Below are 23,838 nucleotides of genomic sequence, written 5' to 3'. Positions count from 1 at the left end.
CCTCAGCCGGCCTTGCCGGCGTTGAAGCGCAGCAGGCGCAGCGCGTTGGCGGTGACCAGCACGGTCGCGCCGGTATCGGCGAGGATCGCGACCCAGAGGCCGGTATAGCCGAGCACGCTGGTGACCAGGAACACCGCCTTCAGGCCAAGCGCGAGCGCGATATTGGTGCGGATATTGCCCATCGCCGCCCGTGCCAGCCGGATCATGGCGGCGATATCGCGCACCCGGCTCTTCAGCACGGCGCCATCGGCGGTCTCGAGCGCGACATCGGTGCCGGAGCCCATGGCGACGCCGATATTGGCGGCGGCCAGCGCCGGGGCGTCGTTGATGCCGTCACCGACCATCATCACCGGCGCCTCGCGCGACAGAGCCTTGATCGCCGTGACCTTGTCGTCCGGCATCAATTCGGCCTTGTGCTCCAGGCCAAGCGAGCCGGCGATGGCCGCGCCGGTGCGGGCATTGTCGCCGGTCAGCATCACCGAGCGGATGCCGAGCGCCTTGAGCTCGGCGATGGCGGCGGCAGCGTCCTCGCGCGGCTCGTCGCGCAGGGCGATCAGGCCGGCGAGCTGGCCGTCGGCGATGACGGCGGCGACGGTCTTGCCGGCCGTTTCGAGCCGCTCGACCGCTTCCAGTGCACTTGCGTCGAAGCTGGCGCGATCCTTGGCGTGGCGCGGCGCGCCAACGAAGATGGCGACGCCGTCGAGCTCGCCGGTGACGCCCTTGCCGGCGATCGCGGCCGCATTGGCAGCGGCACGCACCGGGACACCATCCGCCTTGGCGCGAGCGAGGATGGCGAGCGCCAGCGGATGGCTGGAACCGGTCTCGACCGCAGCGGCGAGCTCGATGAGCTTGCGCTCGTCATGGCCGAGCGCAACGATTTCGGTGACGCGTGGCTCGCCCGCGGTCAGCGTTCCCGTCTTATCGAAGGCGACGACGCCGGTGCGCGCCGCAGCCTCGATCACCACGCCGCCCTTGAGCAGCAGGCCCTGGCGCGCGCCGGTCGAGAGCGCCGCCGCGATCGAGGCCGGCACCGAGATGACCAGCGCACAGGGGCAGCCGATCAGCAGCAGCGCCAGCGCCCGGTAGATCCAGACCGACCACTCGCCGCCGAAGGCGAGCGGCGGCACCAGCGCGACCAGGATGGCGAGCCCTACGATCGCCGGCATGTAGATGCGCGAGAAGCGGTCGATGAAGCGTTCGGTCGGTGCCCTCGCCTCCTGGGCTTCCTCGACCAGGCGGATGATGCGGGCGATGGTGTTGTCCTCAGCCGCCTTCTCGACGCGCACGCGCAGCGCCGCCTCGCGATTGACCGAGCCGGCATAGACCTGTTCGCCGATGCCCTTGGTCTTCGGCACGGATTCGCCAGTGACCGGGCTCTCGTCGATGCCGGAGACGCCGTCGGTAATCGCACCATCGGCCGGGATGCGGTCGCCCGGGCGCACCAGCACGATCTGGCCGACCCTCAGCCCGGCAGCGTCGACCTGGCGAGTCTCGCCGTTCTCCTCGACAATTGCTGTCTTGGGCACGAGATCGCCCAGCGCCCGGATCGAGGCGCGGGCACGGTCGGCGGCGACACCTTCCAGTACCTCGCCGACGGCGAAGAGGAAGACGACCAACGCCGCCTCCTCGGCCGCACCGATGACGAGCGCGCCGGTCGCGGCGATCGTCATCAGCATCTCGATGGTGAATGGCTGGCCGACCGCCGCCGCCGCAAAAGCGCGCCGGGCCACCGGCACGACGCCGATCACGCAGGCGACGACGAAGGCCCAATAGGCGGCGGTCTCGGAGATCGTGAATTTGGCGAGCCAGGCGCCGGCGAGCAGCGCGCCGGTCAGGAGGACGAGCCTGCCCTTGCCGGTCTGGTACCAGGAGACGCCGTCCGGCGTCGGCTCGTGGACATGGCCGGGCAGGCTGTGGCCATGGTCGGCACCCTTGCCGTGGGCATGGTCATGGCCGTGATCGTGCTTGTGGTCGTGCTTGTGCGCGTGGCCCTGCGCCTTCTCTGCCGGGCCGTGGTCATGGCCGCAGCCACAAGCCGCGCTCGGCTCGGAGGCGGCCACGCGCGGCGCACTCGCCGGCGTCGTCTTGTAGCCGAGGCTGGCGACGCGCTTCTCGATGACGTCGCGCCGGGTCCGGCTCTCGTCGAGGGCGAGCGTCAGTGTCTCGGACATCACCGAGAGACGCACATCGGAAACGCCGGGCAAGCGCTCGACCGCGCCGCGAATCTTCGCCGCGCAGCTGGCGCAATCCATGCCGCCGACCTTCCAGGACAGCGTTTCCGTTTCGGTTTTTGCGGCGGTGGCCATGCTCTCGTCTCCGCTTGACAGCGTTGCGGGACCACCTACCTACAACCTGTAGCCACTACAGCTTCAAGAGGGAAAATCATGCAGCCAGCGAAATCTCTCGAGCGCGTGGTGCCGATCGGGACGCTGGCCGAGCGGACCGGGGTCAAGGTCGAGACGATCCGCTATTACGAGCAGGTCGGCCTGCTGCCGGAGCCGGAGCGCTCCGAGGGCAACCAGCGCCGCTACGGCCGTGCCCATGTCGAGCGGCTCGCCTTCATCAAGCATGCGCGCGATCTCGGCTTCGCGGTCGAGAGCATCCGCACCCTGCTGCGGCTTTCGGACACACCCGGCATGGCCTGCGACGAAGCGCATGCGATCGCGGCCGAGCATCTCGAGGAAGTGCGCGACAAGATCGCGCGTTTGCGCTCGCTCGAAGCCGAACTTGCCCGGATCGCAACGGTTTGCTCGGGCGGGGTCGCCGCCAGCGACTGCGCCGTGATCGAAGCGCTGGCCGACCACAGCCGTTGCGAGCACCACGGCCACTGAGACATCAACGCAAATTGACCCTGCCGGCAGCCATGCTATCGAAATCGCAGGAGGGTTGGTTTTGTCCGCAGGGCGCAGCAAGACAGGGATGAGACGCTGGGTTGCGCTGGTCGCGGCCTATCTCGTCGTGCTGCAGGCGATCTTCGCGGGCCTTGCCTCCGGCGCCAATGCGGCAAGCTTCAGCCTCGACCGTTCGCTGGCGATGACGCTCTGCGCCGGCGGCGATCAGCCGATGAGCCAAGGCGACGGCGCTGCGGCGCATGAGCTGATGAGCTGCTGCATGCTCGGCTGCGCCTTCACCGGCGCCGGCGCACCAGCCGCCCCGACCAACTCGCTACCGGTTGTGCATCGCGCCGTCGACCTCGTCGCCTTCCAGCGCCGGCTCGACCTGCCATCCGGCTTCGTCGCCGGCCGCTCCCCGGCCAATCCACGCGCACCGCCCGCCGGCCTCTGAACAGGACAGGCCTGCGCGCAAGGTCGCGCCGCCTCCCCTTGCTGACGGTCGCCAACGGCCTTTCCTCGCCCCATTCGCTCGCGACGGCACCCTGCCGACTCGCGCGCTCCTTCCAAATTCATGCCGCCGAACGCGGCTGCGCCGGCCGTGCCGGCGTCCTTTCCGCAGGGATTCCTGACGATGAAATCGCTTTCGCTCGCCGCCCTCGTCGCGGCTTTCACTGCCGGCCCGGCCTTCGCCCATGTCACGCTGGAAACCCAGCAGGCCCCGGTCGGCTCGACCTACAAGGCGGTGCTGCGCGTGCCGCATGGTTGCAAGGGCGCGGCCACGACCAAGGTCCGCGTCCGCATTCCCGAGGGCGTCATCGCGGTCAAGCCGATGCCCAAGCCCGGCTGGACGCTGGAGACGACCAAGGGCAAGTACGAGAAGTCCTACGATTATTACGGCACACCGACGGCTGAGGGCGTCACCGAGGTCAGCTGGAGCGGCGGCAAGCTGCTCGACGAGCATTATGACGAGTTCGTCCTGCGCGCTTATCTCGCCGCCGACCTCAAGCCGGAGACGACGCTCTACGTACCAGTGGTACAGGAATGCGAGGGCGGTGCGGTCGAGCGCTGGATCGAGATCCCGGCGGCCGGCAAGTCGGCTGACGATTACAAGTTCCCGGCGCCCGGCGTGAAGCTGACGCCGAAGAAGTGAGCGAGCGCGGCCGGGTTTTCCGCCCGGCCGCCTTCCCGCCATGACCCGGCAACTTCACCTCCTTCTCATCCTGCTCGGCCTCGCCGTCGCCTCGCTCGCGACGGCGGGACAGGCGATGGCGCATGCCGCCTTGACGAAGACTGTTCCGGCCGACGGCTCGGTCGTCGCCAGCGCGCCCGCCGAGTTCAGCCTGAGCTTCAGCGAGCCGGTCTCGCCGCTGGTGCTGAAGCTGATCGGCCCGGACGGGACGAGCCGCGCGCTGACGCGCTTCACGCTCACGGATCGGACGCTCGCGATCACGGCACCGTCCGATCTCGCCACTGGCACGCATGTGCTGAGTTGGCGTGTCGTTTCCGAGGACGGCCATCCCGTCGGTGGCTCGGTGCTGTTCTCGGTGGGTGCACCGAGCGCAGCGCCTGCCATCACCGCAAGCCAGACCGAGCCGGCCGTCCGCATCGCGCTCTGGCTCGGCAAGTTCGGGCTCTATCTCGGGCTCGCTTTCGGCATCGGCGGCGTGGCCTTCATGGCCTGGGCCGCCCCCCTGCCCGCACCCGTGCGCCGGCCGATAGCGGGCTTCCTCGCGCTCGGGCTGCTGTCGCTGCCGATCGCCTTCGCGGCACAGGGGCTCGACGCTCTGACACTGCCGCTTTCCGGTGCGCTTCAGCCAGCGGCCTGGCAGGCGGCCGCCGCGAGCAGTTTCGGCCGCACCGCGTTGATCGCGACGCTCGGTTTGCTCGTCGCACTGATCGCGCTCGGCGTGCCCGGTCGGAGTGGACGCTTGCTCGCAATCATTGCCTGGCTCGGCACCGGCGCGGCGCTTGCCGCCAGCGGCCACGCCAGCGCCGCTGAACCGCAATTCCTGACCCGCCCGGCCGTGTTCCTGCACGCGATCGGCATGGCCGGCTGGGCCGGCGCGCTGCTGCCTCTCGCTCTCGCCTTGCGACAGCCCGACGGGGCGCAGACGCTGCAGCGTTTCTCGCGACGCATTCCGGTGCTGCTGCTCTTCATCCTGCTCAGCGGCCTCGCTCTGGCCATCGTCCAAGTCGAGCGCCCGCAGGCGTTGCTGACCACTCCCTACGGCCTCGTACTCACCGGCAAGCTCGCGCTGGTCGCGGCGCTGATCGGCCTCGGCGCTTTCAACCGCTACCGGCTGACGGACGCGGCCGTATCCGGGCGGGCGAACACCCGCTCGCGGCTGACCCGGATCATCGCGGCTGAGATCGCGATCATCGTCGCCATCCTCGCCGTCGTCGCGCTCTGGCGTTTTACGCCGCCGCCGCGCGCCCTCTTCGCTGCGGCTGCCCAGCCAGCCAGCGTCCATATCCATACCGAAAAGGCGATGGCCGACATCAGCCTGACACCTGGCCGCGCTGGCCCGGTGACGATCACCGTCTCGCTGCTCGACGGCGAGTTCGGCCCGCTTGCGGCGAAGGAATTGCGGCTTGCCTTGTCACGGCCGGAAGCCGGCATCGAGCCGATCGAGCGGCAGGCCACCAAGCAAGCAGACGGCAGCTGGCGAGTCGGCGATCTGACGCTTCCCGTCGCCGGACGCTGGACCATCGAGCTCGAGATCCTGGTCTCGGATTTCGAGATGACCCGTCTCAAGGAGACCGTGGAGATCAGGCCATGACAGGTGACATGACACGACGCGACTGGACGGGCCTGGCAGCGGCCGGCGCGCTCTCCGGATTGCTCGCCGGGCTGCCGCAAGCCGCGCTGGCCCAGCCTGCCGGCGCGAGCACACCGCGGATCGCGATGCTGGTGCACCCCGATATGGTCATGCTCGACCTGGTCGGTCCGCTGACCGTGTTCTCACTGCTGCGGGCGGAGCTGCACCTGGTCTGGAAGGACCGGCAGCCGGTCGCGAATGATCTTAGCCTGCCGGTCACGCCGACGACGAGCTATGCCGACTGCCCGGCCGATCTCGATGTCCTGTTCATCCCCGGCGGGCTGAAGGGGAGCGTCGCGCTGATGGAGGATGCGCAGACACTCGCTTTCCTCGCCGATCGCGGCGCCCGGGCCCGCTATGTCACCGCGGTCTGCACAGGCTCGCTGCTGCTCGGCGCCGCCGGACTGCTGAAGGGCTATCGCGCCACTGGCCACTGGTACATTCGCGACCTTCTGGCAGCGATGGGAGCGAGCGTCGAGCACAGCCGCGTCGTCACCGACCGCAACCGCATCACCGGCGGTGGCGTCACGGCCGGAATCGATTTCGGCCTGACGGTCGCCGCCAAATTGCGTGATGAGGAGACGGCGCGCCTGATCCAGCTCGTGCTGGAATATGATCCGCAACCGCCTTTCGACGCCGGCTCGCCCGAGCGCGCCGGTGCCAAGCTCACCGGCGATGTGCTGGCGCGGCGCAAGCCCCTGATCGATGCCGCCCGGCGCAATGCCGACCTCGCCAAGTCCCGACTCTCGCTTTGATCACCCAAGGAGCCTCAAGATGACCAAGTTCCGCTTCGCCCTCGCCGCCACAGCCCTCGCGCTGAACTGCGGCACCGCCCTCGCGCAGGACTACACGGCCGGCCCGCTCAAGATCGAGCAGCCCTGGACGCGCGCCACCCCCGGTGGCGCCAAGGTCGCTGGCGGCTATGTCGCGGTCACCAACACCGGCAGTGCCCCCGACCGCCTGCTCGGCGGCAGCAGCGAGATCGCCGGCAAGGTCGAGATCCACGAGATGTCGATGAACAACGGCGTGATGACCATGCGCGGCCTGCCCGAGGGCGTCGAGCTCAAGCCCGGCGCCAAGCTCGAGCTGAAGCCCGGCGGCTACCACATCATGTTCATGGATCTGAAGCGCCAGCTCAAGGAAGGCGAGACGATCAAGGGCACCCTGACCTTCGAGAAGGCCGGAGCGGTCCCGGTCGAGTTCTCCGTGCAGTCGGTCGGCGCCCGTGCCCCGGCCGAAGCGCACAAGCACTGACCGTCGCCAAAGGCTGCGAAATCGCGGAGGCCGCCGGGTGCAAGCCCGGCGGCTTTTTTCATGCGCGCTTGACCATTCCTGCCCTGAGAAGTACGGTCCATATTAGAAAACAAATGATCCACAATATGGATCAATAGGAGGAACGCAGTGCTGCAGGGCATGCTCCCGGTGTTGCCGACGCCGTTCACCGAGGCTGGAGCCGTCGATCCCGAGGCGATGGCGGGGATCGTCGACTTCGCCGTCGCCAGCGGCGTCGACGGCGTCGTGTTCCCGGGCTTCGCCAGCGAGGTCGACGAGCTCACTGCGGCCGAACGGACGACACTGCTGAAGGTGGTGGTCACCGGGGTCGGCGGACGCTTGCCGATCGTCGCCGGCGCGAGCGCTCCGACCGCCCTCGAGGCCATCTCGCATTGCCGCGAGGCCCTCGCCAACGGCATCCGCCATGCGATGATCCAGGCGCCGAAGAGCGTCGGCACCACGACAGAGGCCGTCTCGGCCTTCTATGGCGAGATTGCTGCGGCAGTGCCCGGCATCGAGATCGTGCTGCAGAACGCGCCGGCGCCGCGCGGCTCCGACCTCAAGCCCGAGGCGATCCTCCAAATCGTCCGCGACAATCCGGCGATCACCTATGTCAAGGAGGAGACGCTGCCGTCCGGCCTCGCCATCTCGGCGATCGCGGCCGGCATGCCGGCGCATCTGAAGGGCGTGATCGGCGGCGGCGGGGCGCGCTACCTGATCGACGAATACAATCGCGGTGCCTGCGGCGCGATGCCGGCGGTCGAGCTCGCCGATGTCCATGTCGCGATGGACCGGGCCTATCGCAGTGGCGACATCGAGCGCGCGCGCGAACTCTATATGCGCACGCTGCCGCTGCTGGTGATTCAGTTCAATTTCCGCATGGCCTTCACCAAGCATGTGCTGACGCGGCGCGGCGTGCTGACCAACCAGGTCGTGCGGGCCAAGGTGCCGCCGATGGATGCGCTTGATGTCGCCGAGATCGACGCCTGGCTCGACGCCTGCGCCGACCTCATGACGGTCGAGCCGCGCGAGCCCAAGCTCGGCGGAGGCGCGTGATGGCCGAGCGTGTCGCCCGCGTCGAGGTGTTCTCGATCACCATCCCGCGCGAGACGCCCTATCTCGGCGCCCTGCGCGAGGGCGAGCGCATCAACGATCACGGCTATATCGTCCGCAAGGGCAACCGCACGGTTTATCCGACGGTCGACCGTACCGTGGTCGTCCGGATCGAGACGGCAAGCGGCGCGGTCGGCTGGGGCGAGACCTATGGCATCGTCGCGCCCGGCGCGGCGATGGCGATCATTGACGACCTGCTCGGCCCTTTCGTCGTCGGGCGCGATCCGCGCGACGTCAGCGTCATCCATGACGATCTCTACGATCTGATGCGGGTGCGCGGCTATACCGGCGGCTTCTATCTCGACGCGCTCGCCGCGATCGACATCGCGCTGTGGGACCTGTGCGGCAAGCTCTCCGGCCTGCCTTTGGTCAAGCTGCTCGGCGGGCAAAAGTATGAGCGTTTGCCGGCTTACATCTCCGGCCTGCCGAAGCCGACGCTGGTGGAACGGGCCGAGTTCGCGGCGGAATGGCAGGCAAAGGGCTTCGACAGCTTCAAGTTCGCCGCCCCCGTCGCCGATGACGGCAATGTCGCGGAAATCAGGACGCTGCGCGAGCGGCTCGGGCCGCAGGCGCGCATCGCCTGCGACCTGCACTGGGTCCATACCGGCGAAGAAGCCGTCGCGGCGATCCGAGCGATGGAGCCGCACGGTCTTTGGTTCGCCGAGGCGCCGGTGAAACCGGAGGATCTCGACGGCCTCGCCCATGTCGCTGCGAAGGTCTCGACGCCGGTCGCGGCCGGCGAGGAATGGCGCACCGTCTATGATCTCGTGCCGCGCGCCGCCCGGCGTGCCTGCGCGATCGTGCAGCCGGAAATGGGCCATAAGGGCGTGACCGAGTTCATGCGCATCGGCCTCTATGCCCAGGCGCATCACCTCCGGGTCATCCCGCACGCCACCATCGGCATCGGCCTGTTCCTGGCGGCGAGCCTGCATGCGTCCTCGGCGCTTGCGGCGGTCGAGTGCCACGAGTTCCAGCATTCGATCTTCGAGCCTAACCGGCGGCTGCTCCAGGGCGACATGGATTGCAGCGAAGGCTTCTACCGTTTGCCGAGCGGGCCCGGCCTCGGCGTCGAGCCGTCGAAGGAAGCGCTCAAGCTGCTGAAACGGCTTTAGCAACGACAACAAAGGAAGGAGGAGACCATGACGAGGACAAGGCTTGCATTCTCCGCGGCTGCGCTCGCGCTCGCCGCCGGCTTTCTCCCCGGCGCCGCGCTGGCGCAGGGCAAGGTGCTGAAATTCGTCTCCTGGCAGAAGGACGAGCGCGGCGTCGGTGACTGGTGGGGCTCGGTGATCAAGGAGTTCGAGGCGACCCATCCCGGCGTCAAGATCGAATGGACCAAGGTCGAGCGCGGTGCCTATGCCGACACGATGACGACCCTGTTCGCCGGCGGCAAGCCGCCGGATATCGTCCACCTCGCCTCCTTCGAGTTCCAGAAATTCGCCGATAATGGCTGGCTGGAGCCGCTCGACGCTTACATCAAGGAGTCGAAACTCGACCTCAAGGGCTGGGCCGGGCAGGACACCTGCAGCTGGAACAAGCAGACCGTCTGCACGATGATGCTCTATTTCGGCTACATCTTCGCTTACAATGAAGAGTTGCTGAAGAAGGAAGGTCTTTCCGTCCCCAAGACCTATGCCGAGTTCCTCGCCGCCGCGCAGAAACTGACCAAGGACCTCAACGGCGACGGCATCACCGACCAGTTCGGCACCGGCCACGAGACCAAGGGCGGCGGCGGCCAGTACATGAGCGAGATGATGAACTACACGCTCGATGCCGGCGGGCGCTGGACCAATGATGCCGGCAAGGTGACGATCAACACGCCCGAGATGATCGAGGGCCTGTCGCGCTGGAAGACCATCGTCAAGAACAGCCTGACCCCGCGCGATCTGGCGGCCGGCGAGGTCCGCCAGATGTTCGCCGACGGCAAGATCGCGATGAAGACGGACGGGCCCTGGCTCTACCCGATCATCCAGAAGGGCAAGGCCAAGGACCAGATCAAGCTCGGCATGGTGCCGTTCAAGCCGCCGGTCGGCGGCTCCTCCAACGTGCTCGGCATCGCCGCCGATGCGCCGAAGGAGAACAAGAAGCTGGTCTGGGACTTCATCGCGATCGCGACCTCGGACAAGTTCCAGTCGAGCTATGCGACGCTCGGCGCCTCGCCGCCGCCCAGCCCACGCGCCGACACCTCGGCCGCGACCAAGGACACGCCGCATTTCGACCTCTTGGTGCAGGCGACCAAGGCGGCGGCCGAGGCCAAGGTCGACCGCATCCCGAAGGGACTTGAGCTGCAGTTCAACGAGTTCGCCAAGATGGTCATGGAAGAGTCGCAGCGCATGATCATCCAGGACCTCGACCCGAAGACCGTCGCGGCGACGATGCAGGCCAAGGCCGAGGCACTGCAGAAGCAGTGACCGGAGTGCCGTCATGGCCGGGCTTGACCCGGCCATCTCGGAAACCAGCGCTCTCTCGTCATGAGATTCTCGGGTCTGCGCTTCGCTCCGCCCGAGAATGACGAGCTTCGGCCAGGAGGCACCATGCCCCGATCAGCCTTCCTCGACCTCGCCCGCCCGAGCCGGCGGCACTGGCTCGGCTATCTCCTGCTGGCGCCGGCGGTGCTGCTGATCGCGCTGATCATCGTCTATCCGCTGTTCGTCTCGGTCGATCTCTCCTTCCAGAACGTCAACATCGCCCGGCTGGACCAGCCGCGCCGGCCGTTCACGACCGCCAATTACGAGCGGCTCTTCGCCTCCGAGGATTTCTGGAACGCCTGCTGGGTGACGTTCAAGCTCGTCACCATCGTCTCCTTCTTCTGCTTCCTGCTCGGCCTCGGCACGGCGCTGCTGGTCAACAACCGCTTCAAGGGCCAGGCGCTGGCGCGGCTGCTGGTCGCCCTGCCCTGGGCGATCCCGGAAGTGATCGCGGTCGTGATCTTCGCCTGGCTGTTCGATTCCTCCTTCGGCCTGATGAACTGGCTCTTCATCAAGCTCGGCCTCGTCGACCAGACGATCAACTGGTTCTCCTCGCCCGATGCCGCCTTCGCCGTGGTCTGCACGGTGATGGTCTGGAAGGGCTATCCCTTCGTCTCGATCATGATGCTGGCCGGTTTGCAGTCGATCCCCGAGGACTTCTACAACGCCGCCAAGGTCGACGGCGCCCGCGCCTGGCAGCGGCTCCTCCACATCACCATCCCCTCGTTGATGCCGGTGATCGGCGTCACGCTGGTGCTGGTGATGCTCTGGGTCTTCCGCGACTTCTCGATCATCTACGTGCTGACCGGCGGCGGGCCGCTGAAGGCGACGCAATCGCTCTCGATCATGACCTACGAGCAGGCCTTCGGCTTCTTCAAGATGGGCTACGCCTCGGCCATCGGCGTCATCACCCTGATCGTCTGCGTGATCGCGAGCCGGCTGATGATCGCCCGCGCGCCGGACAATATCTGAGGAGGCGGCGATGAGACGGAAAACCCCGCAGCGCGTCCTGCTCTATGCCGGCGTTGCCCTGACCTGCGCCATCCTGGTCTTCCCGATCTACTGGCTCGTCGTCACCGCGCTCTCCGAGCCGAGCCTGCTCAGGCAATTGCCGCCGAGCTTCTGGCCGAGCGAGCCGCGCTGGGGCGTGTTCGGCCAGATCATGGCGGAGAAGCCGATCCTGCTCTGGCTCGGCAACTCGGCGCTGGCGGCGATCGGGGCGGTCAGCCTGTCCATGGTCGTCTCGGTGCTCGCCGGCTACAGCCTGTCACGCTTTCGCGTGCGTGGCGGCCAGTCGCTCGGGCTCTTCATCCTGACCGCCAAGATGCTGCCGGCGACGCTGCTGGTGATCCCGCTCTTCGGCATCTTCCGCAATCTCGAACTGATCGGCAGCCTGTGGTCGATCATCCTCGCCCACGCCACGCTGATCATCCCGTTCACCACCTGGATGCTGAAGGGCTATTTCGACACGATCCCGCGCGAGCTCGAACAGGCGGCGATGGTCGATGGCTGCTCGCCGCTCGGCGCCATGGTCCGGGTGATCCTGCCGGTCTCGGCGCCGGGACTGGCGGCAACCGCGCTCTACGGCTTCGTCCTGTCCTGGTCGGACTATGCCTATGCCCGCACCTTCCTGACCAACGCCCAGGGCAACTGGACCGCCAATCTCGGCATTACCACGATGAAGGGCGAGTACATCTCGAACTGGAGCGACATCTCCGCCGCATCCATCCTCGTCGCCCTGCCCATCCTCGCGATCTACCTCTTCCTCGAACGTTATCTCGTCGGCGGCCTGACGGCCGGGGCCGAGAAGTAGAGAGTCTCATGGCCGGAATCCGCATCGACAGCGTCACCAAATCCTATGGCGGGCTCACCGTCCTCAAGGCGTTCTCGCTCGACATCGCCGATGGCGAGTTCGTCGTCCTCGTCGGCCCGTCAGGCTGCGGCAAGTCGACGATGCTGAAGATCCTCGCCGGGCTGGAGGAAGCCTCCTCCGGCACGATCAGCATCGGCGAGCGAGATGTCACCGACCTCGCCCCCGGCGATCGCGACATCGCCATGGTCTTCCAGAACTACGCGCTCTACCCGCATCTCACGGTCGCCAAGAACATGGGCTTCGGCCTGAAGATGCGCGGCACCGACGCGGCCGAGATCGAGCGGCGGGTCGCCGAGGCCGCAAAAATCCTCGGCATCGACCATCTCCTCGAACGCCGGCCGCGCGCCCTCTCCGGCGGCCAGCGCCAGCGCGTCGCGCTCGGCCGGGCGATCGTGCGCGAGCCGCAGGCCTTCCTGATGGACGAGCCGCTCTCCAACCTCGACGCCAAGCTGCGTGTCCACACACGGGCCGAGATCAGCGCCCTGCACAAGAGGCTGCGGGTGACGACGATCTACGTCACCCACGACCAGACCGAGGCGATGACGATGGCCGACCGTATCGTCATCATGAAGGACGGCGTCATCCAGCAGATCGCCTCGCCCGATGTGATGTTCCGCGAGCCGGCCAATCTCTTCGTCGCCGGCTTCATCGGCTCGCCCGGCATGAACTTCCTCAAGGCAAAGGCCGAAGCCAAAGGCGGCGGCGTGACAGCGAACCTGTTCGGTCACGCCGTGACGCTGCCGGTCCCGAACGCCGCTGCGCTCGCCGGCAAGGAGATCGTCGTCGGGCTCAGGCCTGAGCACATCGCCGCGGGACCAGGGCAGGTCTCCTTCGCGGTCAGCCCGCGGCTGATCGAGAGCCTCGGCAGCGAGCAATATGTCTATGTCGATCTGCCCGACGAGCACCGTCGCGAGGCGAGTTCCGGCGGCGAGGACGAGGCACGGCGGACTTCGCTGATCGCACGCCTGATCAATCCCGATCCAAGGCCGCCGGAGGCGACATTGACGCTTTCGTTCGACCCGGCGCGACTGCATGTCTTCGATGCCGCCAGCGGCGAGGCGATCCGATGAGCACGATCCTGGTCACCGGCAGCGCCGGGCGTGTCGGCTCGCGCGTTGCCCGCCAATTGCTCGAAGCGGGCCACCGCGTCACGGGATTCGATCTGCGCGCCAGCGGGATCGATCATGCGGCCTATCGCGAAGTGCTCGGCGGCTTCGATGATCGCGCCGCCGCAAGGGAGGCCGTGCGCGATAGCGCCGCGATCCTGCATCTCGGCGCCTTCATGTCCTGGCTGCCGGCCGATCGCGACAGGCTGTTCTCCGCCAATGTCGAGGGCACGCGCGTGCTGCTCGAAGAAGCGGCGGCTGTGAAGCCAAAGCGCCTCGTCTTCGCCTCCTCTGGCGAGGTCTACCCGGAGAACGTGCCGGATTACCAACCGATCGACGAGGATCACCCGCTGAAGCCGCGCTCGCCCTACGGACTGAGTAAGCTTCTCGGCGAAGAGATCGTGCGCTTCTTCGAGCGGACCAGCGGCGTCCCTGCGACGATCCTGCGCTTCTCGCATACGCAGGATGCCAGCGAATTGCTCGATCCCGGCAGCTTCTTCTCCGGCCCGCGCTTCTTCCTGCAGCCGAAGATCCGCCAGCAGGAAGGTTTCGGAAATGCGGCGGCTGTCGCAGCGCTGCGGGCCATCGACGATGGGCGCGAGGCGCTGGTGCTGTCACGCAGCGAAGCCGGCCGGCCCTTCCGCATGCACATCACTGACACGCGCGACATGGTCGCCGGCATCCTGCTCGCGCTCACCGACGAGCGCGCCGCCGGGCGCACCTATAATCTCGGCGCGACCGAGCCGGTCGACTTCGCCGCCGCACTGTCGATGATGGCGGAGTTGACGGGACTGCCGTTGAAGACCATCGACCTGCCGGGCGCCGGCGTCTTCTACGAGACGTCGAACGCCAGGATCCGGACCGAACTGGGATTTGAGCCGCAATGGACCTTCGAGCGCATGATCGGCGAGGCGGCGCAGGCGCGGGTGAAGCGCGCGTCCTGACGCCGGACGAGCGCGATGTCCCGACCGGCGCAGCCGCCCTCGCCAAGGGCCTCTATCTGCTCGACGTGATCGGCGAGGCGCCGGCACCGCCGCGCTTCCGCGACCTGCAGGCCGCGACCGGCCTGCCCAAGGGCACGCTGGCGCGCATGCTCAACACGCTCCTGACCTTCCGCCTGATCCGGCACGAGGAGAGCGACAACACCTACCGGCTCGGCCACCGCCTGTTCGAGCTCGCCCACCGCGTCTGGGAATCCTTCGACCTGCGCGGCGCCGGCGCGCCGGCGCTCGACCGGCTCGCCGAGGAGACGCGCGAGACCGCCGCCCTTTGCGCCATCGACAATGGCGAGGTGCTCTATATCGACCAGCGCAGCCGCGGCGGCCCTTATGGCTTCCGCATCGAGATCGGCCGGCGCGCACCGCTGCACTGCACCGCCGGCGGCAAGGCCCTGCTCGCCTTCGTCCAGCCGCATGAGCAGCGCGCCCTCGTCGACCGGCTGAAGTTCGAGCGCTTCACCGAGACGACGATCACCGAAGAGGAAGCGCTCGCGGCCGACCTCGCTCTGACCCGGGCCCGCGGCTATGCCGTCTCGCAGGAGGAGCATGTCGCCGGCGTCGCCTCGGTCGCAGCGCCGATCTTCGACCATACCGGCCGGGCCGTCGCCGCGATCGGCGTGTTCGGCCCGTCCTCGCGCCTGACGCGCGAGCGCCTGCACACCACCGGCCGCGACCTGATGGCGGCTGCCAGGCAGATCTCCGGCAATGTCGGCGCGACGCAGATGAACATCAGCCCAGCGCCGCGCTCGGCGCGTCCCGTCGATCCCAACGTCCAATGCGTGCTGCCCTGGGGCGCGCATCTCGCCGAGGGACCCTATTGGTCGGCCGGCGAGCAGCGGCTCTACTGGGTCGACATCCTCGCGCCCTCGGTCAACCGCTTCGATCCGGCGACCGGGAACAATGAGGAGGTGACGCTGCCGCGCCTGGTCAGCGCCGTGCTCGGCCGCCGCGGCGGTGGGCTCGTCGTGCTGACGCAGGAAGGGCTGGAGGCCTTCGATTTCGCCAGCGGCCGGCTGACGCCGCTCGCCGACCCCGAGGCCGACATCCCTGACAACCGCTTCAACGATGGCAAATGCGACCGGCAGGGCCGGCTCTGGGCCGGCACGATGCGGCTCGACGCCAGCCGCGCCTCAGGCGCGCTCTACGCGATCGCACCGGACCTCTCCTGGCAGCGCCAGGAGAGCGGACTGACCGTCGCCAACGGCCTCGACTGGAGTCCCGATGGCCGTATGTTCTACTTCGTCGATTCCGCTCATAGCCGCATCTATGCCTACGAGTTCGAGGCCAAGGCCGGGACGCTCGCCAATCGCCGCGTCTTCGCCGAGGTCGCCGGCCGCCCCGACGGGCTCGCGGTCGATGCCGAGGGCTTCGTCTGGTGCGCGATCTGGGATGGCTGGTGCTTGCACCGCTATGCGCCGGACGGCAGGCTGGATCGTGAGGTCTGGCTGCCGGTGCCACGCCCGACCAGCCTCGCCTTCGGCGGACCCGACCTGAAGACGCTGTTCATTACCACGGCGCGCATCCGCTTGCCCTCGCGGGTGCTGGCCGAGGCGCCGTTCTCGGGCGGGCTCTTCACCTTGCCGGTCGACGTGCCCGGATTGCCGGCAGCGGAGTTCGGCGGGTGAGGATCGAAGCCAGCTATCCCGATCTCGCCGGCAAGGCGGCCCTCGTCACCGGCGGCGCCGACGGCATCGGCCGCGCCATCGTCGAGGCACTGGTGCGGCAGGGCGCCAAGGTCGCCTTCCTCGACATCGATGCCGAGCGCGGCGAGCGCTTGACCGCCGAGCTCACGGCTGCCGGTCGCAGGGTCTCGTTCCACCACACCGATCTGCGCGACGTCCGGGCCACACAAGCGGCTATCGCAGCGGCGCGGGCCATTCACGGCCCTTTCGCCATCGGCGTCAACAATGCCGGCCATGACGAGCGGCATGATTTCGAGGCGGTGACGGAGGCCTATTGGGACGATCGCCTCGCCGTGAACCTCAGGCCGATGATGTTCGTGGCGCAGGCGCTGACGTCGGATATGCGCGACCTCGGCGGCGGGGCGCTGGTCAATCTGTCCTCGACCTCGTGGATGAAGGGCTCGCCGCATATGATCGCCTACACCACGGCGAAATCGGCGGTGATCGGCTTCACCCGCTCGCTGGCGCGGGCGCTGGGGCCTGATGGCATCAGGGTCAACTGCGTCACGCCGGGCTGGGTGATGACCGAGCGCCAGCGCAGCCATTGGTGGACGCCGGAGAAGGGCGCGGCCAACCAGGCTGCGCAGGCGCTGAAGGGCGAGATCCTGCCGGAGGACATCGCGCAGATGGTGCTGTTCCTCTGCTCCGACGTCTCGCGCATGTGCGCCGGCCAGAACTTCATCGTCGACGCCGGCACGGTCTAGCGCGATGAGCCCACTCGACGACCTGCGCACCGCGCTCGACCCGGCCGCCATCGTCACGGATCCGCAGGCGATGGCGCCGCATCTCAGCGACTGGCGCGGCAAGCATCGCGGTGCGGCGCTCGCCCTGCTCCGCCCGCGCAGCGTCGAGGAGGTCTCGGCTATCCTACGCTGGGCGAGTGCGACACGCACGCCGGTCGTGCCGCAGGGCGGTAACACCGGCCTGTCGGGCGGGGCGACGCCGGACGGCTCCGGCGAAGCCGTCGTCCTCTCACTGGCGCGCCTCAATCGGATCAGGGCAATCGACCTAGAAGGCGACACGCTCACCGCCGAGGCCGGCTGCATCCTCGCCGATGTCCAGCAGGCGGCCGCGGGGGAGGAGCGGCTCTTCCCGCTCAGCCTCGGCAGCGAAGGCTCGTGCCAGATCGGCGGGGTGGTTTCGACCAATGCCGGCGGCATCAACGTCATCCGTTACGGCACGGTGCGTGATCTCGTGCTCGGCCTCGAATACGTTCGCGCCGATGGCGCCGTGATCCACGGCCTCAAACCACTGCGGAAAGATAATGCCGGCTATGCGCTCAAGGAGCTGGTGATCGGCTCGGAAGGCACGCTCGCGATCGTGACCGCGGCGACCTTCAGGCTGTTTCCAAGGCCGCGGGCGAGCGTGACGGCGCTGTGCGGCCTGGCGAGTCCGGTAGATGCATTGCGGCTGCTCGCCCTGCTGAGGCAGAGCGCAGGCGAGCGCATCTCCAGCTTCGAGCTGATGTGCGACGGCGAGATGGGCCTCACCCTCGACCTCGTGCCCGGAACGACCCTGCCGCTCGACGGACGCCATGCCTGGTACGTCTTCGTCGAGCTCGGGGACAGCGATCCGAGCAGCCCCATCGGCGAGATGCTGACGCAAGTTCTCGCCATAGCGCTGGAACAGGGGATGCTCCAGGACGCAACCATCGCGCAAAGCGAGGCGCAGGCCAGGGCGATCTGGCATCTGCGCTTCGCCGTCGCGGAAGCGAACCGCCGCGCAGGCCCGATCGTCTCGCACGACACCAGCGTCGCGGTCGCCGATGTCCCGGCCTTCATCTCGGCAATCGAAGCGATGGCTGCCGAGCGCTTCCCCGAAGCGCGCCCCCTCTTCGTCGGCCATGTCGGCGACGGCAACATCCATGTCATCCTGCTCCTTCCCGGACAGACGCCGGCGGAGCAGCTTGCGGATATCGGCCATGCCGTGAATGCAGAGGTCTTCGCGATCGTCGGGGATTTCGGCGGCAGCATCACCGCCGAACATGGCATCGGGCGTAGCCTAGTCGGCATGCTGGCAGGGCATGCACAGCCGGAGGCGCTGGAGCTGATGAGAGCGGTCAAACAGGCCTTCGACCCGCTCGACATCCTCAATCCCGGCACGGTCCTCGCGCAGAGGTGACCACGCTCGCGGCCGAGCGAAGCACCCGGAATACTTGAACTGTTCCGGACCAAGAGCAGCGGGCGCGTTACTTTAGAATACGTGTAAACTATTGTATTTGCTAACCAATTCGCTCTGGTTTAACTGCTGGGGACGATCGCGCAGACGATGTGCTCAGCCAGCCTCGTCGTGCGGTCGACCGGAGCTGCTTCAGCGGACGTGGCTCTGGTCGGAAAGCGCTCCCGTCAAGGAGGAGCGCCGCAAGACCACGGACCCAATTCGATGCAGCGTTTGATCGGCACAGTTCTGCTCGCGACAGCCATCGTCGCCACGCCCGTGGCAAGCTTCGTCGCCCTGGCCCAGACCGCCCCGGCCGAGACCGCGCCGGCGCAGCAGCAGAGCCCATCCGGCGCCCATGGCGGCGGGCTGCCGGCTCCCGCAACCTCGAACCCCGCGCCAGCAGCCGGGGCGCCGACTGGCCAGGTCGCGCCGGCTCCCGCGCCGGGAGCCTCGCAGGCTGCCGTGCCTGCGCCGACCCCCGCCCCCCTCCCGGCCCNCTCTTCAGGCCGCCGAACTCCTTGCGCCAACGGTAATATGTGAACGCCGTCACACTGATGGCCCGGATCGCCTCCGCGACCGGGCGCCCCTGGGACAACAGCACGTCGACCTGGCGCAGCTTCGCGACGATCTCTTCAGGCTTGTGCTTCTTCTGCGGCATCGCGGCATCCTCCAAAGGCTCAAAAAGCCTACTTCAGCGAGGGCCACTTTTCAGGGGGCAGGCCAGTTCTGCATCATCGTTCACATGCTCCCGCAATTGATCTATGGTGACCCTAATGCCTGTAGTAACTACAGGGTCAAGCGGGAAAGTTTCACGGTGTTGTGCGAGCTATGTGATGAAACAGGCTGATGAATTTTCGATCGGCGTCCTGTCCGAACGCAGCGGCGTCAACATCGAGACGATTCGCTATTACGAGAAGATCGGCGTCATGCCGAAACCAGCGCGCAGCGCGGGCGGGTATCGCGTCTACGGCAACGATCACGCAAGGCGGTTGCATTTCGTGCGGCGCGGCCGTGAGCTCGGCTTCAGCCTCGACGAACTGCGTGGACTGCTTCGCCTGGTCGACGGGCATAGCTACACCTGCCGTGAGGTTCATGACCTCACCATCGAACACCTGAAAGATATCCGTCAGAAAATCGCCGATCTACGACGTCTGGAGCGGGCAATGTCGGATATGGCCGCGCAATGCACCGGCAACCAGGTTCCGGAATGCCCGATCATTGATGCTCTATTCGAGATGCGCCCAGTGGGCCGTTCCCGCTCCGTTCGACCTTAGCGCAGGATTTTGAACTGCTCTTGTTCCGACCCCTTGTTCGATCACGCAATCAGCGGCCGGATCTCGTGGAAGATCGACTACTACAATGCCGATCTGACGGGAGGCAGTCCCAATCCGGCGGACCCCACTGTGACCTGCCGCAGCCTGACGATTATGCTCGCACAGGAATACTCAGAACGCGGCGAGCCGGGTGTTCCGGCTCGCCGCCAACTGACAAACCCGCACACGTCCGATCGTTCAACTCGCATTCGCTGTAAGGACGACGATCGACTTTTGAAGCGCCTTCACCGGATAAAACAGAATGATGACGTTGCGCGTCGTGTCGAAGGCTTCGCCGACGCATTCATGCGCATCGCCATTCCTATCTGTCAGCGAGAAGCCAGTCGGGCGCGTCATTTTGCGGCCGATAGGCAGGATCGGTCCCAGAAAATGATCTGGCGTTACCACGGTGCATGTGGGTTGGCCGAACTGCGTCACAAACGATGGGGAAGGTTCGATGCGGCGAACCATCGCTCGGGCTCCAGCACCAGCGACGTACTCGATCGGCTCCAGGACATAGACGGCGCAGGCGCGGTGATTGGTTCGGGCGAACTCTCTGGCCGACGCATAGACTGACGCGCCAAAATGCGTGGCCAGTTTCATCGGCGTTTTGATGCTGAAGGCGTTGTCGGCGGCGTGCTTGGCGTATGCGTCGCCCTTGAACAGAAGGAAGCGCGCGAAATTATTGGCTTCGCGCTCGAACTGGTCGGATATGTCCGGCGCCAGCGTCTTTTCGCAATCCTGGAAGAAGCGAAACATCTTGCGATGCACCGGCAGATCGTGGTGCGCCGTTTCGTGCAGCGTCAGGAAAGTCTGCTTCGGCTTTCCGACGGTGCTGTCGACATGGATCAGGCTTTCGGCCGAGTCATAGATGCCAAACACCTTGGCGATCGCCGACTTGATTGTCAGGCCCACTTCGGTCGCCTTGCCCTTGAGATAGGCAAGGATAGCGGCGGGATCGAAAGCGCTGGTCGGCGCAAGCTTAACTTTCGCGGCGGACAGAATATCGTCGAGGGGGACGGGAAATCGATTCCATCCGCCAGCGCGATCCATTAGCTGTCGCGCGCGCTCCTCGACGATGCGAAGGTCCGCCGGCGTTAACGTGCTATCGTCAGGTTTTGTCACCCGGCTTTTTCCTGTTTCTCATAAATTGAAGGTACTGCAGCATCTCGGTTTCTTCATCAGCAGTTAAATTATGCTCAGCAAATGTCGCGACACGGCCGTGCCTTTCAGTGTCCGATCGTCCAGACGTACCCATTAAATATCCAGCCATCTCCATCAAATTCTCAAAGCTTATCGCATATAGCTCTGCAAGAGCATGCAATATATTTGGCGACGGCTGCTGAATCTTATCGTTCTCGATCTGACTTAGGTAGGCATTTGAAACTTGTTTGTTGGTGGCCTCCTCCACTGCACGCAGACTCATCTTCCGGTCCAGACGGATGCCCGCGAGATACTGACCCAGCGTCCTTTTGGTCGTTGCGCGTTCGTCATGGGAAGTGTGCATGGCAGCTACCCTCCTGCAAGCTGTTGTTTCTGCTTCGATTCTAACGCGTTTTGCTAAGTCGATCAAGCGCGCATTCGATATGCTTGATATTCTTAGCGCGCTATGCCATATTGGATTTGTGGCGGGGCGCTGGTGCTCCAAGACGTGAAAGCGGAGCACGCAATGACTGACAATTTTGATGAGAAGGGCGCCGGTCCCGGCGTCGAAGAGATCTACGACGGTATCGTGGATCTGGAAGAATACGCCAAGGCGGGCAAGCGACCGCCGCTTTCCAAAGGCTACCGCATCCGTGTCAACGGCGACCCGTTCGTCGTGGACGAGCCCACGCCGACCGGTCGCGCGATCCTGACACTTGCGGGCCTGCTCCCTGCGGAAAACTACACGCTGCGGGTCAAGATGGCCGGGGAAAGGCCGAAGAAGGTTGGCCTTGACGAAAGGGTCGATCTCCGCAGCGCGGGCGTCGAAAAGTTCAAGGCGCTGCCGCGCGATCAGACGGAGGGCTAAGGCCGTGAATCTGCGCCGCCAGTTCGACCTGCTGCCGATGGATCACGAGTTCCTCGAGGAGTTCGGGTTGCCTTGGGAAACGATCGTGGATGGTTCCCAATGGGTTCTCATCCACGATTTCCCGATGCCGCGCGGCTACAACCACGCGACAGCAACGGCGGCGATCCGCATCGAAACCGGCTATCCCAATACCGGTCTCGACATGGTGTATTTCTCGCCCTTCCTGACGCGCAGCGATGGCAAGCCGATCGGCTGTGCCAACGTGCTACAGCCGCTTGATGGCAAAAACTACCAGCGCTGGTCGCGGCACCGGACCGGGGAAAACCCCTGGAAGATCGGTCGCGATCATATCGGCACGCATGTCATCCTGATCGAGGATTGGCTGGACAGGGAGTTTGAGAAATGCCCCTCCCTGTAACGCTGGCCATGTCTGGCGATCAGCATGAACACCTGAAAAGCTTCCTGTTTCCCGGCGACGGCAACGAGGCCGTCGCTTTCCTGCTCTGCACGCGTCGCGATGGCGATCGACGCCATCGTCTGGTCGTGCGCGAAATCCACGGCGTGCCGTACGAAGACTGCGAGGTGCGTTCCCCCGTCCGCGTCACATGGTCGACCGACTACATCGCGCCGATTTTGGATCGGGCGGCGGCAGAAGGCCTTTCAGTCGTAAAGGTCCATAGCCACCCCGGCGGCTTGGCTGCCTTCTCGATGACCGACGACAAAAGCGATCAGCAGCTGCTGCCCATGATCCGCGGTTGGGTTGAAGCGGATGTCCCGCACGGCAGCGTCGTCATGCTGCCCGGCGGTCAGATGTTCGGCCGCTTCCTGAATGCCGCGAAAGAGCTTGTTCCGATCGACTGCATCAGCGTTGCGGCGGATGACCTTCATTTCTGGTATGCGGACGCAGGCAGCAAGGCGCTCCCCAGCTTTGTTGCGTCGCATGCCCAGGCTTTCGACAAAGGCACGATCGAACGCTTTGGGCGATTGTCCTTCGCCGTGGTCGGCGCGTCGGGCACCGGCAGCCCAACGATCGAACAGCTTGTTCGCCTCGGCGCAGCGGAGATCGTAGTCGTTGACGACGACCATATCGAAGATCGCAACGTCAATCGTATCATCAACTCCACAATGGACGACGCCGCTCAGGGCCGCGCCAAGGTCGATGTGATCGGCGACGCTATCGAACGCATGGGGCTCGGCACCCGCGTGATACGCGTGGCCAGGAACCTGTGGGATGCCGAAACGATCCGGCAGGTCGCGCAATGCGATGTCATTTTTGGCTGCATGGACACCGTCGATGGTCGCTATCTGCTGAACGCGATCGCGACCTACTATTGCATTCCTTATTTCGATATAGGCGTTCGGCTTGATGCTGTTCCCAACCCGCACGGTGCTGCGCGCATTCGCGAAGTCTGCGGCACAGTCAATTATCTGCGGCCTGGCCGGTCCAGCCTAGTCAGCCGGGAGCTGTTCTCGATGAAGGACGTCGCCGCCGCAGGACTGCGCCGCAACGACCCTGCAACACATGACCGTCAGGTCGAGGATGGCTATATTCGCGGCGTTGTCGGACACCGTCCGGCGGTGATCAGCGTCAACATGTACGCCTCTGCCCTTGCGGTGAATGAGCTACTGGCCCGCTTGCATCCCTTTCGGGAACAGCCAAACAGCGCTTACGCCGCCGTCACGTTCAGTCTCGCCAGCATGGAGTTGATCTACGATCCCGATGAGGGGATTTGCGACATTCTGGGCGGCAAGGTCGGGCATGGCGACACGAAGCCGCTGCTTGGATTGATGGAACTTGCCGAGAGGCACTTCGCATGAATTGGCTGCGCAAGTTTCTTCGCGGGACGTATCAGCGCGTCCATGACTGGCTGGTTCCGCCTTACTCGACCGTCATCGTGCAGGACACCTTGCCCAAGACACTGAAGCGCAAGGTACTCTATATTGTGCAGGAGGACGGCTTCGAGGAGCAGGCCGCGATGATCTGCCCTTGCGGGTGCAAAGCGACCCTGCAGATGAACTTGCTGACCGATGAGCGTCCATGCTGGCGGGTCGCGCGGCATGATGACGAGACGGCGAGTCTTCATCCCTCAGTCTGGCGGAAAAAAGACTGCAAATCGCATTTCTGGTTCAGGCGAGGGCGAGTGGTGTGGTGCCGGTGATCTGTCAAGATACGTGGCTTATCTGCGAAA

The 23,838-nt window shown here is 66.0% G+C and carries 26 protein-coding genes and 1 pseudogene; 23 read left to right on the top strand and 4 right to left on the bottom strand.

Going from position 1 to position 23,838, the window contains the following annotated elements:
- Positions 1-2: 2 nt before the first annotated feature.
- Complete coding sequence (locus GV161_RS13260; RefSeq protein WP_152015867.1) at positions 3-2,306, bottom strand: heavy metal translocating P-type ATPase; 2,304 nt, start codon at positions 2,304-2,306, stop codon at positions 3-5.
- 105 nt (positions 2,307-2,411) lie between these two features.
- Here GV161_RS13260 and GV161_RS13255 point away from each other — a divergent pair, with 105 nt between their 5' ends.
- From GV161_RS13255 to GV161_RS13180, 16 genes are all read left to right on the top strand, one after another.
- On the top strand, positions 2,412-2,831 hold the full coding sequence (locus tag GV161_RS13255) for a helix-turn-helix domain-containing protein (protein ID WP_152016254.1): 420 nt from the start codon (positions 2,412-2,414) through the stop codon (positions 2,829-2,831).
- 88 nt (positions 2,832-2,919) lie between these two features.
- Positions 2,920-3,285, top strand: coding sequence for a hypothetical protein (locus GV161_RS13250; RefSeq protein WP_152015868.1), 366 nt, complete (start codon positions 2,920-2,922; stop codon positions 3,283-3,285).
- A gap of 180 nt (positions 3,286-3,465) precedes the next feature.
- Positions 3,466-3,984, top strand: coding sequence for a YcnI family protein (locus GV161_RS13245; protein ID WP_152015869.1), 519 nt, complete (start codon positions 3,466-3,468; stop codon positions 3,982-3,984).
- A gap of 40 nt (positions 3,985-4,024) precedes the next feature.
- The gene (locus GV161_RS13240; protein ID WP_152015870.1) at positions 4,025-5,614 is read left to right on the top strand and encodes a copper resistance protein CopC; all 1,590 of its coding nucleotides are present in this window, start codon (positions 4,025-4,027) and stop codon (positions 5,612-5,614) included.
- Entirely contained in the window at positions 5,611-6,408 is a 798-nt protein-coding gene (locus GV161_RS13235) for a DJ-1/PfpI family protein (protein WP_244624174.1), read from the top strand. Before GV161_RS13240 ends, GV161_RS13235 begins: the two co-directional genes overlap by 4 nt.
- A gap of 19 nt (positions 6,409-6,427) precedes the next feature.
- Positions 6,428-6,907, top strand: coding sequence for a copper chaperone PCu(A)C (locus GV161_RS13230; RefSeq protein WP_152015871.1), 480 nt, complete (start codon positions 6,428-6,430; stop codon positions 6,905-6,907).
- A gap of 159 nt (positions 6,908-7,066) precedes the next feature.
- Complete coding sequence (locus GV161_RS13225; protein WP_152016256.1) at positions 7,067-7,981, top strand: dihydrodipicolinate synthase family protein; 915 nt, start codon at positions 7,067-7,069, stop codon at positions 7,979-7,981.
- Complete coding sequence (locus GV161_RS13220; protein WP_152015872.1) at positions 7,981-9,150, top strand: mandelate racemase/muconate lactonizing enzyme family protein; 1,170 nt, start codon at positions 7,981-7,983, stop codon at positions 9,148-9,150. The genes GV161_RS13225 and GV161_RS13220 overlap by 1 nt, the downstream gene beginning before the upstream one ends.
- A 27-nt stretch (positions 9,151-9,177) precedes the next feature.
- On the top strand, positions 9,178-10,449 hold the full coding sequence (locus GV161_RS13215) for a sugar ABC transporter substrate-binding protein (RefSeq protein ID WP_152015873.1): 1,272 nt from the start codon (positions 9,178-9,180) through the stop codon (positions 10,447-10,449).
- 123 nt (positions 10,450-10,572) lie between these two features.
- A complete protein-coding gene (locus GV161_RS13210) occupies positions 10,573-11,478 on the top strand; it encodes a sugar ABC transporter permease (protein ID WP_193219565.1) in 906 nt (301 codons plus the stop codon).
- Positions 11,479-11,488: 10 nt separating this feature from the next.
- Positions 11,489-12,319, top strand: coding sequence for a carbohydrate ABC transporter permease (locus GV161_RS13205; protein WP_152015875.1), 831 nt, complete (start codon positions 11,489-11,491; stop codon positions 12,317-12,319).
- A gap of 8 nt (positions 12,320-12,327) precedes the next feature.
- The gene (locus tag GV161_RS13200) at positions 12,328-13,449 is read left to right on the top strand and encodes an ABC transporter ATP-binding protein (protein WP_152015876.1); all 1,122 of its coding nucleotides are present in this window, start codon (positions 12,328-12,330) and stop codon (positions 13,447-13,449) included.
- Entirely contained in the window at positions 13,446-14,429 is a 984-nt protein-coding gene (locus GV161_RS13195) for an NAD(P)-dependent oxidoreductase (protein ID WP_152015877.1), read from the top strand. Before GV161_RS13200 ends, GV161_RS13195 begins: the two co-directional genes overlap by 4 nt.
- Positions 14,369-16,108, top strand: a complete 1,740-nt coding sequence (locus tag GV161_RS13190; RefSeq protein WP_152015878.1) for an SMP-30/gluconolactonase/LRE family protein — start codon at positions 14,369-14,371, stop codon at positions 16,106-16,108. The genes GV161_RS13195 and GV161_RS13190 overlap by 61 nt, the downstream gene beginning before the upstream one ends.
- Positions 16,105-16,869 (top strand): SDR family oxidoreductase, encoded by a 765-nt coding sequence (locus GV161_RS13185; protein WP_348521242.1) that lies wholly within the window; start codon positions 16,105-16,107, stop codon positions 16,867-16,869. Before GV161_RS13190 ends, GV161_RS13185 begins: the two co-directional genes overlap by 4 nt.
- A 4-nt stretch (positions 16,870-16,873) precedes the next feature.
- On the top strand, positions 16,874-18,286 hold the full coding sequence (locus tag GV161_RS13180) for an FAD-binding oxidoreductase (RefSeq protein ID WP_152015879.1): 1,413 nt from the start codon (positions 16,874-16,876) through the stop codon (positions 18,284-18,286).
- Positions 18,287-18,822: 536 nt separating this feature from the next.
- Here GV161_RS13180 and GV161_RS13170 read toward each other — a convergent pair.
- Positions 18,823-18,983: transposase (locus GV161_RS13170; protein ID WP_159741853.1), on the bottom strand; the 161-nt coding region annotated here is incomplete at its 3' end.
- A 175-nt stretch (positions 18,984-19,158) separates the two neighbouring features.
- Here GV161_RS13170 and GV161_RS13165 point away from each other — a divergent pair.
- Positions 19,159-19,599, top strand: coding sequence for a helix-turn-helix domain-containing protein (locus tag GV161_RS13165; protein ID WP_052642677.1), 441 nt, complete (start codon positions 19,159-19,161; stop codon positions 19,597-19,599).
- 66 nt (positions 19,600-19,665) lie between these two features.
- Positions 19,666-19,770: pseudogene (locus tag GV161_RS31145) on the top strand (DUF3768 domain-containing protein); the annotation flags it as partial.
- 66 nt (positions 19,771-19,836) lie between these two features.
- Here GV161_RS31145 and GV161_RS13155 read toward each other — a convergent pair.
- Both GV161_RS13155 and GV161_RS13150 read right to left on the bottom strand, forming a co-directional pair.
- Positions 19,837-20,763 carry an ImmA/IrrE family metallo-endopeptidase gene (locus GV161_RS13155; RefSeq protein ID WP_152016356.1) on the bottom strand — a complete coding sequence of 309 codons (927 nt, stop codon included), beginning with the start codon at positions 20,761-20,763 and terminating at the stop codon, positions 19,837-19,839.
- Positions 20,750-21,145: a helix-turn-helix transcriptional regulator gene (locus tag GV161_RS13150; RefSeq protein ID WP_152016355.1), complete on the bottom strand. Its 396-nt coding sequence runs from the start codon at positions 21,143-21,145 to the stop codon at positions 20,750-20,752. The genes GV161_RS13155 and GV161_RS13150 overlap by 14 nt, the downstream gene beginning before the upstream one ends.
- On the opposite strand from GV161_RS13150, the gene GV161_RS13145 reads away from it, so the two are divergent.
- The 5 genes from GV161_RS13145 to GV161_RS13125 are packed head-to-tail and all read left to right on the top strand — an operon-like array spanning position 21,144 to position 23,808.
- Positions 21,144-21,293: a hypothetical protein gene (locus GV161_RS13145; RefSeq protein WP_159650791.1), complete on the top strand. Its 150-nt coding sequence runs from the start codon at positions 21,144-21,146 to the stop codon at positions 21,291-21,293. The two genes, GV161_RS13150 and GV161_RS13145, sit on opposite strands and share 2 nt — an antisense overlap.
- Positions 21,294-21,307: 14 nt before the next feature.
- Positions 21,308-21,649, top strand: a complete 342-nt coding sequence (locus tag GV161_RS13140) for a multiubiquitin domain-containing protein (protein ID WP_159650793.1) — start codon at positions 21,308-21,310, stop codon at positions 21,647-21,649.
- A 4-nt stretch (positions 21,650-21,653) separates the two neighbouring features.
- Positions 21,654-22,067, top strand: coding sequence for an E2/UBC family protein (locus GV161_RS13135; protein ID WP_152016353.1), 414 nt, complete (start codon positions 21,654-21,656; stop codon positions 22,065-22,067).
- On the top strand, positions 22,052-23,467 hold the full coding sequence (locus GV161_RS13130) for a ThiF family adenylyltransferase (RefSeq protein ID WP_201303136.1): 1,416 nt from the start codon (positions 22,052-22,054) through the stop codon (positions 23,465-23,467). Before GV161_RS13135 ends, GV161_RS13130 begins: the two co-directional genes overlap by 16 nt.
- Positions 23,464-23,808 carry a DUF6527 family protein gene (locus GV161_RS13125; protein WP_152016352.1) on the top strand — a complete coding sequence of 115 codons (345 nt, stop codon included), beginning with the start codon at positions 23,464-23,466 and terminating at the stop codon, positions 23,806-23,808. Before GV161_RS13130 ends, GV161_RS13125 begins: the two co-directional genes overlap by 4 nt.
- Positions 23,809-23,838 lie beyond the last annotated feature (30 nt).

It is taken from the genome of Bosea sp. 29B (assembly GCF_902506165.1).
Classification (GTDB): Bacteria; Pseudomonadota; Alphaproteobacteria; order Rhizobiales; family Beijerinckiaceae; genus Allobosea.
This window is presented reverse-complemented; position numbering and strand designations above follow the sequence as displayed.

What these genes read in the sequence shown, in the direction of transcription:
- GV161_RS13260 (WP_152015867.1), bottom strand. Translation starts at nt 2,306, where the DNA reads ATGGCCACCGCCGCAAAAACCGAAACGGAAACGCTGTCCTGGAAGGTC.
- GV161_RS13250 (WP_152015868.1), top strand. Translation starts at nt 2,920, where the DNA reads ATGAGACGCTGGGTTGCGCTGGTCGCGGCCTATCTCGTCGTGCTGCAG.
- GV161_RS13245 (WP_152015869.1), top strand. Translation starts at nt 3,466, where the DNA reads ATGAAATCGCTTTCGCTCGCCGCCCTCGTCGCGGCTTTCACTGCCGGC.
- GV161_RS13240 (WP_152015870.1), top strand. Translation starts at nt 4,025, where the DNA reads ATGACCCGGCAACTTCACCTCCTTCTCATCCTGCTCGGCCTCGCCGTC.
- GV161_RS13235 (WP_244624174.1), top strand. Translation starts at nt 5,611, where the DNA reads ATGACAGGTGACATGACACGACGCGACTGGACGGGCCTGGCAGCGGCC.
- GV161_RS13230 (WP_152015871.1), top strand. Translation starts at nt 6,428, where the DNA reads ATGACCAAGTTCCGCTTCGCCCTCGCCGCCACAGCCCTCGCGCTGAAC.
- GV161_RS13225 (WP_152016256.1), top strand. Translation starts at nt 7,067, where the DNA reads ATGCTCCCGGTGTTGCCGACGCCGTTCACCGAGGCTGGAGCCGTCGAT.
- GV161_RS13220 (WP_152015872.1), top strand. Translation starts at nt 7,981, where the DNA reads ATGGCCGAGCGTGTCGCCCGCGTCGAGGTGTTCTCGATCACCATCCCG.
- GV161_RS13215 (WP_152015873.1), top strand. Translation starts at nt 9,178, where the DNA reads ATGACGAGGACAAGGCTTGCATTCTCCGCGGCTGCGCTCGCGCTCGCC.
- GV161_RS13210 (WP_193219565.1), top strand. Translation starts at nt 10,573, where the DNA reads ATGCCCCGATCAGCCTTCCTCGACCTCGCCCGCCCGAGCCGGCGGCAC.
- GV161_RS13205 (WP_152015875.1), top strand. Translation starts at nt 11,489, where the DNA reads ATGAGACGGAAAACCCCGCAGCGCGTCCTGCTCTATGCCGGCGTTGCC.
- GV161_RS13200 (WP_152015876.1), top strand. Translation starts at nt 12,328, where the DNA reads ATGGCCGGAATCCGCATCGACAGCGTCACCAAATCCTATGGCGGGCTC.
- GV161_RS13195 (WP_152015877.1), top strand. Translation starts at nt 13,446, where the DNA reads ATGAGCACGATCCTGGTCACCGGCAGCGCCGGGCGTGTCGGCTCGCGC.
- GV161_RS13190 (WP_152015878.1), top strand. Translation starts at nt 14,369, where the DNA reads ATGGACCTTCGAGCGCATGATCGGCGAGGCGGCGCAGGCGCGGGTGAA.
- GV161_RS13180 (WP_152015879.1), top strand. Translation starts at nt 16,874, where the DNA reads ATGAGCCCACTCGACGACCTGCGCACCGCGCTCGACCCGGCCGCCATC.
- GV161_RS13165 (WP_052642677.1), top strand. Translation starts at nt 19,159, where the DNA reads ATGAAACAGGCTGATGAATTTTCGATCGGCGTCCTGTCCGAACGCAGC.
- GV161_RS13145 (WP_159650791.1), top strand. Translation starts at nt 21,144, where the DNA reads ATGGCAGCTACCCTCCTGCAAGCTGTTGTTTCTGCTTCGATTCTAACG.
- GV161_RS13150 (WP_152016355.1), bottom strand. Translation starts at nt 21,145, where the DNA reads ATGCACACTTCCCATGACGAACGCGCAACGACCAAAAGGACGCTGGGT.
- GV161_RS13140 (WP_159650793.1), top strand. Translation starts at nt 21,308, where the DNA reads ATGACTGACAATTTTGATGAGAAGGGCGCCGGTCCCGGCGTCGAAGAG.
- GV161_RS13130 (WP_201303136.1), top strand. Translation starts at nt 22,052, where the DNA reads ATGCCCCTCCCTGTAACGCTGGCCATGTCTGGCGATCAGCATGAACAC.
- GV161_RS13125 (WP_152016352.1), top strand. Translation starts at nt 23,464, where the DNA reads ATGAATTGGCTGCGCAAGTTTCTTCGCGGGACGTATCAGCGCGTCCAT.